The sequence below is a fragment of the Streptomyces sp. NPDC058470 genome (assembly GCF_042721055.1).
Classification (GTDB): domain Bacteria; phylum Actinomycetota; class Actinomycetes; order Streptomycetales; family Streptomycetaceae; genus Streptomyces.
Genome location: NZ_JBHXMF010000101.1, coordinates 1 through 11,015 on the forward strand (window position 1 = coordinate 1; position 11,015 = coordinate 11,015).

General features: G+C 69.5%; 9 protein-coding genes and 1 pseudogene. 5 read left to right on the plus strand and 5 right to left on the minus strand.

Features of this window, described 5'->3' with window-relative positions; genetic code table 11:
- Positions 1–83: 83 nt before the first annotated feature.
- Positions 84–1,121 (minus strand): alpha/beta fold hydrolase, encoded by a 1,038-nt coding sequence (locus ACFWP7_RS40910; protein ID WP_384393128.1) that lies wholly within the window; start codon positions 1,119–1,121, stop codon positions 84–86.
- A 353-nt stretch (positions 1,122–1,474) separates the two neighbouring features.
- On the opposite strand from ACFWP7_RS40910, the gene ACFWP7_RS40915 reads away from it, so the two are divergent.
- Complete coding sequence (locus ACFWP7_RS40915; protein WP_384393131.1) at positions 1,475–1,711, plus strand: hypothetical protein; 237 nt, start codon at positions 1,475–1,477, stop codon at positions 1,709–1,711.
- A 21-nt stretch (positions 1,712–1,732) separates the two neighbouring features.
- On the opposite strand, the gene ACFWP7_RS40920 is transcribed toward ACFWP7_RS40915, so the two are convergent.
- Complete coding sequence (locus tag ACFWP7_RS40920) at positions 1,733–2,422, minus strand: 4'-phosphopantetheinyl transferase (protein ID WP_384393134.1); 690 nt, start codon at positions 2,420–2,422, stop codon at positions 1,733–1,735.
- Positions 2,370–3,278: a metallophosphoesterase family protein gene (locus ACFWP7_RS40925; RefSeq protein WP_384393137.1), complete on the minus strand. Its 909-nt coding sequence runs from the start codon at positions 3,276–3,278 to the stop codon at positions 2,370–2,372. Before ACFWP7_RS40925 ends, ACFWP7_RS40920 begins: the two co-directional genes overlap by 53 nt.
- 263 nt (positions 3,279–3,541) lie before the next feature.
- Here ACFWP7_RS40925 and ACFWP7_RS40930 point away from each other — a divergent pair, with 263 nt between their 5' ends.
- Together ACFWP7_RS40930 and ACFWP7_RS40935 are read left to right on the plus strand one after the other, a co-directional pair.
- Positions 3,542–4,864, plus strand: coding sequence for an ATP-grasp domain-containing protein (locus tag ACFWP7_RS40930; RefSeq protein WP_384393140.1), 1,323 nt, complete (start codon positions 3,542–3,544; stop codon positions 4,862–4,864).
- A 138-nt stretch (positions 4,865–5,002) separates the two neighbouring features.
- Entirely contained in the window at positions 5,003–6,685 is a 1,683-nt protein-coding gene (locus ACFWP7_RS40935) for a carbohydrate binding domain-containing protein (RefSeq protein WP_384393143.1), read from the plus strand.
- A 159-nt stretch (positions 6,686–6,844) separates the two neighbouring features.
- Here the strand turns inward: ACFWP7_RS40935 and ACFWP7_RS40940 are convergent, their stop codons facing one another.
- The gene (locus tag ACFWP7_RS40940; RefSeq protein ID WP_384393146.1) at positions 6,845–8,185 is read right to left on the minus strand and encodes a 6-phospho-beta-glucosidase; all 1,341 of its coding nucleotides are present in this window, start codon (positions 8,183–8,185) and stop codon (positions 6,845–6,847) included.
- On the minus strand, positions 8,182–8,958 hold the full coding sequence (locus ACFWP7_RS40945) for a DeoR/GlpR family DNA-binding transcription regulator (RefSeq protein WP_384393174.1): 777 nt from the start codon (positions 8,956–8,958) through the stop codon (positions 8,182–8,184). The genes ACFWP7_RS40940 and ACFWP7_RS40945 overlap by 4 nt, the downstream gene beginning before the upstream one ends.
- 364 nt (positions 8,959–9,322) lie before the next feature.
- Here ACFWP7_RS40945 and ACFWP7_RS40950 point away from each other — a divergent pair.
- Together ACFWP7_RS40950 and ACFWP7_RS40955 are read left to right on the plus strand one after the other, a co-directional pair.
- Positions 9,323–9,430, plus strand: a pseudogene (locus ACFWP7_RS40950) (IclR family transcriptional regulator); the annotation flags it as partial.
- Between the two features lie 172 nt (positions 9,431–9,602).
- Positions 9,603–10,871 (plus strand): Ig-like domain-containing protein, encoded by a 1,269-nt coding sequence (locus tag ACFWP7_RS40955; protein ID WP_384393177.1) that lies wholly within the window; start codon positions 9,603–9,605, stop codon positions 10,869–10,871.
- Positions 10,872–11,015 lie beyond the last annotated feature (144 nt).

The following is an 11,015-nucleotide window of genomic DNA, read 5'->3' on the forward strand; positions in this document are numbered from 1 at the left end:
CGACGCCAGGCCGCCCTCCGGGCGACGACGGGGATGTGACGACAGGACCTAGGCGCACGAGACGAGTTCAGGGAACTGTGGCCTCACGTCGCGCTGCGTTCGCTCGCCTCTCGCAGGTCTCGTTCCACCGCTCGGCTCTGCTCCGTGTCCGGCTGCCCGACAGCCGTGCCGGGGCGGCCCGCGCGCAGCAGCTCGCGCCAGTGGTCGCGGCTCCAGTCGGCTGGGCTCGTGGTGTTCGTGAACTCCTCGATCAGGGCGAGGAAGCGCGCCGGGTCGCTGTGGAAGGGGAAGTGGCCGGCGCCCTCGAAGATCTCCAGGCGACTGCCCGGCATCGCCTCGTGCGCCCCGTACGCGTGTCGCACCGGCACCACACTGTCCCGGTCCCCCCAGAGCAGCATCGTGGGCATGCCCTCGGTCAGATAGCAGCGGTCGAGCATGGTCACCGCCTGCCCGCGCCAGTCGACCACGGCGCGCAGCGTGCGGATGAAGGCGCTGCGGGACGTCGCGTCGGGCAGCGCGTCCACGAGGTTCAGCAACTCCGGTGCGTCCTGGCCCAGATCGGTGTTGAGGATCCTCATCAGGCGGAAGAACAGGCCGACTTGGAGACGCATGCCGGGCAGCCGCAGCGCCGAGAGCATGAGGTGGGCACCTGGCAGCGACACCGCTCTCAGTACGGGGTTGACCTCGCCCCCGACGCCGCCCGCGCTGACCAGGATCAGCCGCTCGGTCCGCTCGGGGAACTGGTAGGCGAACTGCATCGCGACACCGCCGCCCAGCGAGTGCCCGACCAGCGTGGCGGACTCGATGCCGAGCGTGGTGAGCAGATCACGTACTCCGTTGGCGTACGCGGCCACCGAGTAGTCGGCCCGCGGCTTGTCGGACGCCCCGTGGCCGAGGAGGTCGGGCGCGATCACCGTGTGGGTGCGGGCGAGGTCCAGGATCAGCTCGCCCCAGGTGTCCGAGGAGTCGCCGATGCCGTGGATCAGGACGAGTGCGGGGCCCTCGCCCGCCATCCGGTAGGCGCGCCGGTAGCCGTGCACGACACGGTGATGCAGGCGCAGTTCCCCGTCGCCCACCGAGCGCAGGGTGCGCCGCGGGTGTCCGGGCGGTACGTCGACCATGGGCCACCTCCTGTTCCCGGGCCACCCCAAGGCGGCTCCCAAGCCACCGTCAAGGCAGCTCCCAAGCCACCGTCAAGGCAGCTCCCAAGCCACCGTCAAGCCGGCTCCCGAGCCACCGTCCCGGCAACGCGCAAGCCACCGTCGACGCAGCTCACAAGCCGCCGAGAAAGCGGTTCCCAGGTCTCCGTTCCAGCCTAGGGCCCTCGTCCCCCAAGGGATTTCCGTGAGGTTTCGCCTCCGCTAAGCGGGCGAACCTCCGCGTACGGAAACGGCATTGTCAGTGGCGGACGGCAAGCTGGAGTCACGTACCGCCATGTATCGCTTCGACCAGCCGACCCGGGGAGAGCCGTCCGATGCCGACCGCCGTACTGACCGATCACGAACGCGCCGCCGTGCAGGCCTACCTGCGTCTCCTCCAGACCGTCCGAGCCGCCTTCGACGGAGCGCCGGACGGGCGCCGACCACCCGTGGTGCCGCCCGCCGCCCTGGCCGAAGCGGAGCGGGCACTGGCGGCGGCCGGGCTCGCGGGCAACGAGGAGTCGTTCTTCCGGCTGCTGCACACCTGGTGCCCCGGACCGACGCAGCGCTGAGTCACGCGGTGGTGCACGGCCTCAGCCGTGCGGCACCGTGATCACCGTCGCCACCAGGCCCCGCTGGACGGTCCAGCGCCCGTCGAAGAACCCCAGGCGGTCGCCGCCGACCAGCGGGCCCGGCACGAGGAGCTCCGCGCGCAGCCGTCCCGACAGCGCGTGGACCCCGGCCCCGGGGTCCACGAAGATGTCGATGTCCGCCTCGGAGAAGTCCAGCCACTTCGCGGTGAGCGGGAACCACGCCTTGTAGACCGACTCCTTGGCGCTGAACAGCAGCCGGTCCCAGTGGATGTCGGGAATCCGGGCACCGAGCCCGCCCAGCCGTGCCACCTCGGCGGGCAGGGCCACGGCGCCCAGGACGCCGTCCGGGAGCACCAGGTGAGGTTCGGCGTCGATGCCGAGGGAGGCCAGGTCGGTGGCGCGGGCGACCGCGGCGGCGGTGTAGCCCTCGCAGTGCGTCATGCTGCCGATCACACCCGCGGGCCACTGCGGGGCGCCGCGCTCGCCGGGCAGGATGGGCGCCGGCGCCACGCCGAGCTTCTCCATGGCTCGCCGGGCGCAGCCGCGTACGGCGGTGAACTCGCGGCGCCGCTTCGCCACGGCGCGGGTCAGCAGCGCCTGCTCCTCGGGGTACAGCATCGTGCCCTCGGCCCCGTCGTCACCGAAACCCTCCACGGCCACCACTGACTCCGGGAGCAGCTCCTCGATCACCGGCTCCGACCTCCATCGGCAGAATGCGGCGCAGCGTACCGGGCGGTCCCGTGCGGGTGCGCCACTCACGGGGGTAGCCCACGGACACCTCTTCGAAGCGGACACCCTCGTGCCAGGTGGTCCGTGGGATGTGGAGATGACCGTAGACCATGGTCTCGATGCGGAATCTGCGGTGCCAGCCGGCGGTCAGCCTGGTGCCGCACCACATCGCGAACTCGGGGTAGCGCAGGACGTCCATCGGGTGGCGGTCCAGCGGGTAGTGGTTGACCGGGATCACGGGCAGGTCGTCGGGCAGCTCGCCAAGCCTGCGCTCGGTCTCGGCGACCCGGGCCCGGCACCACGCCTCACGGCTCGGATAGGGATCGGGGTGCAGGAAGTGCTCGTCGGTGCAGATCACCCCGGTGCCCTCGGCGTAGGCGAGCCCCTCCTCCTTGGTCGTGCAGCCCTTCGGCAGGAACGAGTAGTCGTAGAGCAGGAAGAGTGGGGCGATGACGGCGGGGCCGCCCGGACCGTCCCAGACGGGGTAGGGATCCTCGGGTGTCGTGACGCCCAACTCCCGGCAGAGCGCGACCAGATGCTCGTAGCGGGCGACGCCGCGCAGCTGCACCGGATCCTTCGGGTGGGTCCACAGCTCGTGGTTGCCGGGGGCCCAGATCACCTTGCGGAAGCGGCCGCTGAGCGTTTGGAGGGTCCAGCGGATGTCGGCCACGCTCTCGCTGACGTCACCGGCCACCAGAAGCCAGTCCTCGTCCGACTGGGGGCGCATCTGCTCGACGAGGGCGCGGTTCTCCGAGTATCCGATGTGCAGATCACTGATGGCCAACAGTTGTCCCGAACGGCCGGCCTTCGACTCCACCCTCGCCCCTTCCACGGACACGAATAGCAACACAAGAACACATCCGACCGAGGCCGGACAAGACCGTCCCGCGGGACCTGGGGTCCACAATTCGGGAATCCGTAACACGCCTGTAGCGCCACACCCGCCCCGCGCCCCTTATGATCGCCCCAACACCACCACGCTGAACCTTCCTCGGTCTGCGGCGGCTTGGTGCACCTCCCTCTCCCCTGGCCGGGCACGGCCTGCTCCGCCGTGCCCGGGAACCGTGAAAGGCGGCCTGCATGGGTTCACGCGTACGCGTCTGGCTCAACCGCACGTACGCGGAGAACGTGTTCTTCATGGATCAGCTGCGAAGTAATCCGCAGCGCCGCCCGGTCGAGATCCATGCGACGCACGGAGACGCCGACTCGCCCATTCTGGCCGCTGCCGACACCGCCGCCATGGAGCCCGAGGGCCTCTCCCGCGCCGCGTACGTCGAGTACGCCCTCGACCAGTGCGCCCGGCACGAGATCGACGTGTTCGTGCCCGTGCTCCACCAGTCGGCGATCGTCGCGCATCGCGCGGAGTTCGCCGCGCTCGGCACGGCCCTGCTGGCGCCGCCCTCCGAGGCCGTGGCCATTTTCCACGACAAGGTGACGGCGTACCAGGCGCTGCAGGCCGTGGGTATTCCGGTGCCGCCGTGGTGGCGTGTCCGTAACGAGGAGGAACTCCTCGTCGCCGTCGAGGCGTTGGAGGCGGCGGGCCACAAGGCATGCTTCAAGCCCGCGGCCGGTGCGGGCGGGGTGGGCTTCCGGGTGATCACGCGCGCCCCCTTCTCCCTCATGCACCTCAACGGATTCCCCAGCTCGCACGTGCCGTTGAGCCTGGTTCAGGACGCGCTACGGGGGGCCGGGAAGCCCGTCGACTGGCTGGTGATGCCGCTCCTTGCGGAGCCGGAGGTGTCCGTCGACTGCCTGACCGGGCCTGACGGCCGGGTCCGGATGGCGGTGGGCCGCACCAAGAACGGGCGCCGTCGCGGCTTCACGCTCCACCCCACCTGGATCGACCCCGCGCGCCGGCTCGCGGAGGCGTTCGGGCTGCACTATCTGACGAACATTCAGTTCCGGATGTTCGGCGACGAGCCGGTCCTCATGGACGTCAACACCCGGCCGGCCGGCGGGCTGCACCAGCTCGCGCTGTGCGGGATCAACGCCCCTTGGGCGGCAGTGCAGTTGGCGCTCGGCGAGGAGACCGGCGAGCTGGTTCCCTCGCTGCTCGGGCAGGACTACGCCGTGGTCACGGGACCGCGTCCGGTGCGGCCGGTGGCGGTGCCGCAGCAGCGGGCCGAGACGCTACCGGCCACGCCCGCACCCAGCGTGCAGGCCGCCGCGGCTCCGGTCGCGGAGACCATGACCGCCCCGGCGACGGACAGCGCGCTCACGCCCACCGTCACACCGGTTATCACTCACACGACACCGACCGCCACGCCCGTCATCGCTCCCGCCGCGACACCGACCGCCACACCGGTCATCACCCCCGCGGCGACACCGGCCATCGCATCGGGCATCGCCCCGGCAGCCGCAGCCGCAGCCGCGTCCGCCACGGCCGCCATCGCACCCGCCTAGCCCCCTAAAACTCCCCACAACCCCTTACCGGTCTGGACCAATCAACGCACAGCATCTTGACAGCTTGATTGGTCCATACCAACTTGGGTGCGCACCCTTCAGCACTCCCGAACACCCCCATTTCTTCAGGGAGATCGCGTGCGCATCAACTACCTCAGACGTTCCAGACGTCGCCTCATCGCTCTGCTCGGCACCGCCGCCCTGGCTCTGGCCGGGGCGGTCGCCCTGCCCACCACGGCCCATGCGGCCAACATCCTCACCAACCCCGGCTTCGAGTCGGGCGCCGTGTCCCCCTGGTCCTGCACCGGGAACCTGGGCTCGATCGTCTCCACCCCCGTGCACAGCGGTACCAAGGCCCTTGCGGGGGCGGCGAGTTCGAGCAACAACGCCAAGTGCAGCCAGACCGTCACCGTCCAGCCGAACACGGCGTACAGCCTGACGGCCTGGGTGCGCGGCAGCTATGTGTACCTGGGCGTGGACGGCGGCGCGGCGACGTGGACGACATCCACGTCGGCGTACAGCCTGCTCACCGTGAACTTCACGACCGGTGCCTCCCAGACCAGCGCCACGATCTACACGCACGGCTGGTACGGCCAGGGCACCTACTACGCCGACGACGTCAGCCTGGACGGCCCGGGCGGTGGCGGCTCGGACACCCAGGCGCCGACCGCGCCGACCGGCCTGACCTCCCCCAGCAAGACCTCCTCCAGCGTGTCCCTGTCGTGGGGCGCGTCGAGCGACAACGTCGGGGTCGCCGGCTACAACGTCTACAGCGGCGCCAACCAGGTGCTCAGCGTCACGGGCACCAGCGGCACGGTCAGCGGGCTGTCGCCGAGCACCGCCTACACGTTCACCGTGCGGGCACGGGACGCGGCCGGGAACCTCTCCGGTGTCTCCAACTCCCTTGCCGTGACGACGAACGCGGGCACCCCCAGCACCAACTTCAAGCAGGCGGCGCCGTACCTCTACCTCGGCTGGGGCGATCCGCCGGCCGTGAGTACGGTGATGAACTCCACCGGGATCAAGTGGTTCACGATGGCGTTCATCCTCTCGTCGGGCGGCTGCAACCCGGCCTGGGACGGCTCGCGCGCGCTGACCGGCGGCAACGACCAGTCGGTCATCAACTCCGTCCGCGCCGCGGGCGGTGACATCGTGCCGTCGATCGGCGGCTGGAGCGGCAACAAGCTCGGGCCGAACTGCTCGACGCCGGAGGCACTGGCCGGCGCGTACCAGCAGGTGATCAACGCGTACGGGCTCAAGGCGATCGACATCGACATCGAGAACACGGACGAGTTCGAGAACACGGTCGTCCAGGACCGGATCCTCAACGCACTGAAGATCGTCAAGGCGAACAACCCGAGTCTGCGTACGATCGTCACCTTCGGTACGTCGACGACCGGCCCGACCTCCTGGGGCAACCGGCTCATCGAGCGGGCCTCGGCACTGGGCGCCAACATCGACGTGTTCACCATCATGCCGTTCGACTTCGGCGGCGGCTCCGACATGTACGGCAACACGGTGAACGCCACCGAGGGCCTGAAGACCAAGCTGAAGTCCACCTTCGGCTGGGACGACGCCACGGCGTACGCGCACATCGGCATCTCCGGCATGAACGGGCTCAGCGACCAGCAGGAGCTCACCTCACCGGCGATCTGGACCCAGATCCGCGACTGGTCGAACTCGCACCACATCGCGCGCCTCGCCTACTGGGCGGTCAACCGCGACCGGCCGTGCGCCGGCGGCGGCGTGGTCAGCAACTGCTCCGGTATCAGCCAGACCAACTGGCAGTTCACGTCCATCACGGCCGGCTTCACCGGCTGAGACACGCCCGGAGCGCGCACAAAAGGGGTGCCCGGCCGGCAAAGGCCGGGCACCCTTGCGTGTCCTATGGGCGGCGCCGCGCCGGCCGCAGCGTCCACACCTCGAACGGCCGCGGCGGCATTCGTCATGCGCGAGAGTCTCCAGGAAGGTGGAAAGCGCCTACTCGACGAGGTACGCCAAGCCTGGGTGGACCGAGGTGTAGCCGTCCACAAGCCTGCGCGCCACGTTCACCGAGTCAACGAGCGGATGCAGGGCGAAGGCCTTCACCGCGGTTGTGCGCGAGCCCGACTCGGCCGCGGACAGGACTTCCCGTTCCACCGCCTTGACCGCGCAGACCAGTCCGGTGGCGTGGCCGGGCAGCGGGTCGACGGCGACGGGATGCGCGCCGTTGGCGTCCACATGGCAGGGCACCTCGATGACGGCCTCGGCGTCGAGCACGGAAAGCGTGCCGCGGTTGCTGACATTGAGGATCAGGGTGGTGCGCTCGTCGCGCGCGATGGCCCGCATCAGAGCGAGCGCGACCTTCTCGTAGCCGCCGGAGAGGTCGGCGGCGGCACGTTCACCGGCGCCCGCCGCGTCCCGGTTCTCCGCCATGTACGTGGCCTCGCGCTCGGCGCGGGTACGGTCCCAGGCGGTCAGCGCTGCGGCGTCCGGGCGCCTCATCTCGTCGTAGAACGCGGCCTGTTGGTCGCGCAGGAAGGCTCCGCGGGTCTTCTCCGCCTGCTGGTAGGCCCGTACGGCCTCGCGGTTGAAGTAGTAGTAGTGCAGGTACTCGTTCGGGATCGCGCCCAGGGACTGGAGCCACTCCGGGCCGAAGAGCTTGCCCTCCTCGAAGGAGCCGAGCAACTCCTGGTCGGCGAGCAGGCGCGGGAGTTCGTCGCGGCCGGCGACGCGCAGGCCGCGTACCCAGCCGAGGTGGTTGAGACCGACGTAGTCGATCCACGCCTCGCCCGGGTTGGCGCCCAGCACCTGGGCGATACGGCGGCCGAGGCCGACCGGCGAGTCACAGATGCCGATCACGCGGTCACCGAGGTGGCGGGACATGGCCTCGGTGACAAGACCGGCCGGGTTGGTGAAGTTGATGACCCAGGCGTCGGGGGCGAGGCGGGCCACGCGTCGCGCGATGTCGACGGCGACCGGCACCGTGCGCAGGCCGTAGGCGATACCGCCCGCGCCGACCGTCTCCTGGCCGAGGACGCCCTCGTCCAGGGCGACCCGTTCGTCGGCGGCGCGTCCTTCGAGGCCGCCGACACGGATCGCGGAGAAGACGAAGTCGGCGCCGCGCAGGGCCTCGTCGAGGCCGGTGGTGGCGGTGACCTCGGGAGCGTCCGGGACGCCCGCGGCCTGCTCGGCCAGGACGCGGGTCATGGCGGAGAGCCGCCCCGCGTCCAGGTCGTGCAGCACGACCTGGGTGACGCGGCCCTCGGCCCGGTCCCCGAGGAGCGCTCCGTACACGAGCGGCACCCGGAATCCGCCGCCACCCAGAATCGTCAGCTTCACGCCGTCTCCGCCTTTCCTGTCACGACCACCTGTACGCGCGCTTCCTCCAGGGAGGACCGCGTCGCCGTGTCCACCGGCGCGTTCGTCACCACCACGTCGAGCTCCTCGGGACCGCAGACCTTCGCCATCCCGGTTCCCGGGAACTTCGCCCGGTCGGCGAGCAGTACCACCCGCTCGCCCGCCTTGATCATGGCGCGCTTGACCGGTACCTCGACGACGGTCGTGTCCATCACCTGACCGCCCGGCCGTACGCCGCTGGCGCCGAGAAAGACCCAGTCGGCGTGCAGCTGGCGCAGGTTGTCCTCGGTGAGGAAGCCGACCAGGGAGCGGTACTCGCGGCGGACCATGCCGCCGAGCAGCACCAGCTCGATGCCCTCGTCGTCCACCAGTTCCTCGAACACCACCAGATTGCTGGTGATCACGGTGATCCGGCGGCCGTGCAACTGTCTGGCCAGCCGGAACGCGGTGGTGCCGATGTCCAGGAGGACGGACTGGCCGTCCTGGACCATCGACGCGGCCTTCGCCGCTATGGCGTCCTTCTCGGCGACGCGGACCTCGGCGACCTCGGCGACCTCGGCGAAGGGCTGGTCACCCTCCTCCACGACGGCGCCCCCGTGAACCCGCGTCAGCAGGCCTTCCTCCTCCAGTCTCACCAGGTCACGGCGGACGGTGGCGGGACTCACGTCCAGCTGTTCGGAGAGATCGGTCACGGACGCGGGACCCCCTGAACGCAGGGCCCGCAGGATGAGCTGATGTCGTCGCTCTGCCAGCACGCCGTGAACAGTACTCGTCATTTCCCATCATTTCCATGCGCAATTCTGTCCAATTCTGCTCACCTCTTGCCTCAACTTTGCAAGGCGTGCACGACCTTGTGCGCAATTTGCAGACTTCTGACGAGTGGGCGGCCGGCACACCCCAGTCTCCGTCTCGCTCGCGCACAGCGACGACGGGTCGTCCGCACGGCGGACGTCGGCGGGCGGAAGGGGTCGTACACCCTGCGCATCCCAGGGGCCGACACCTGGTTCTACGCGAACCCGGTCTTCGACGACGTGACCGAACACTGAGGGCCGTCGGACAGAGGACAGAGACCCGCGGCAGACCCTGGAGGACGTCGGTGGGCTTCCCGCCGCCGTAGAGCGCCGGGAGCCCGCCGAGGTGCGGCAAGCGGGCGACGCGGTGAGCAGCCGCCAGATCACCGAGGACGCCCTGTCGGTGGCCGCTCCGGTGCGCGGCGCGGGCGGCTCGGCCTCACGTCGACGCGCACGCAGCCGGGCCCGTTTTCAGGCCGTCTCTCAGGGGTCTTCACAGGAATCTAAGGAGGAACCCCCTGGATTCAAAGAATCAACAAATAGAAGAGGCGCAGGATGCACCAGCAGTGGTGGTGATCTAAGAAAGGCGTGCCGTGGTCGACCCTCAGATATCGGACCGGTCCGAGCAGATACCGAACCGGTCCGAACGGCAGGCATCGAACCGGCCCGGCCGTCCGGCGTGGTCCCGGCGCGGGATCCTCGCCGTGCTCGGTGCCGTGCCGGCCGCCGTCCTGACCGGCTGCAGCGGCTCGGCGGACGCATCGGAGACGACGAGCGCGACGCCCGCGGCGAGTACCAAGGCGGAGACGAAGGCCAAGGTAGCGACGATCACCGTCACCCCCGCCGACGGTACGACGAAGGCGGCCTTCACCAGCCCTGTCGAGATCGCCGTGGCCGACGGCACCCTGTCGGCCGTGAAGGTCACCGGCAACGACGGCTCCACCCTGGCCGGCTCCTACAACGACGCCCGTACGAAATGGACGTCGAGCGCGAACCCGTTCTCCGGCACCAAATACACGGTCACGGCCCAGGCCGAAGGAGCCGGCGAAACGACGGCGACCTTCACCACCAAGTCTCCCGGCGAGACCTTCGTGGGGTATTTCACCCCCGAAGCGAATTCGACCTCCGGCGTCGGCATGCCCGTGTCGATCAACTTCACGAAGGCCGTCGCCGACCGGGCCGCCGTGGAGAAGGCGATCACGGTGACGGCTGAGCCTGCCGTCGAGGTGGTCGGCCACTGGTTCAGCGACACCAGGCTCGACTTCCGGCCCGAGGAGTACTGGGCCGCGGGCACGAAGATCACGCTGAGTCTGCGCCTGAAGGACGTCGAGGGCACGGACGGCGTCTACGGCACCCAGTCCAAGGACGTCGTCTTCAACATCGACCGCTCCCAGATCAGCACGGTCGACCTGGCGAGCAAGACGATGACGGTCGTGCGGGACGGCTCGACCCTCGCCACCTACCCGGTGACCGGCGGCGACGCCGACCACACCACCTGGTCGGGGATCATGGTGATCAGCGAGCGCTTCAAGCAGACCCGGATGGAGTCCTCGACCGTCGGCCTCGGCGACGAGTACGACATCCCGGACGTGCCGCACGCCCAGCGCCTGACCACCTCCGGCACCTTCATCCACGGCAACTACTGGGCGTCGACGTCGGTCTTCGGCAGCAGCAACACCAGTCACGGGTGCGTGAGCATGCACGACACCAAGGGCGCGGACGACACCTCGGTGGACGGCTACAAGTTCTACAAGAGCTCGATGCTCGGCGACGTGGTGATCGTCAAGAACTCGGACGAGGTCACCGTGGATCCGTCCAACGGTCTCAACGGGTGGAACCTGTCCTGGGCGGACTGGACCGCGGGGAGCGCTCTCTAGGACCTCCTCAGCCTCTCTCTGGGCTCTGTTTGCCGAGAAGCGGGGTGAGGCGGGACAAAGCCACCCCCCCCGACCACCCCCCCCCCAAATAAAAAAGGGTGTGCCACCACTAGGCCGAAAACAATATTAGCGAAATACAAAGTT

Excerpts from the sequence above, each read along its gene's own strand:
- ACFWP7_RS40910 (WP_384393128.1), bottom strand. The coding sequence starts at position 1,121 with ATGGTCGACGTACCGCCCGGACACCCGCGGCGCACCCTGCGCTCGGTG.
- ACFWP7_RS40915 (WP_384393131.1), top strand. The coding sequence starts at position 1,475 with ATGCCGACCGCCGTACTGACCGATCACGAACGCGCCGCCGTGCAGGCC.
- ACFWP7_RS40930 (WP_384393140.1), top strand. The coding sequence starts at position 3,542 with ATGGGTTCACGCGTACGCGTCTGGCTCAACCGCACGTACGCGGAGAAC.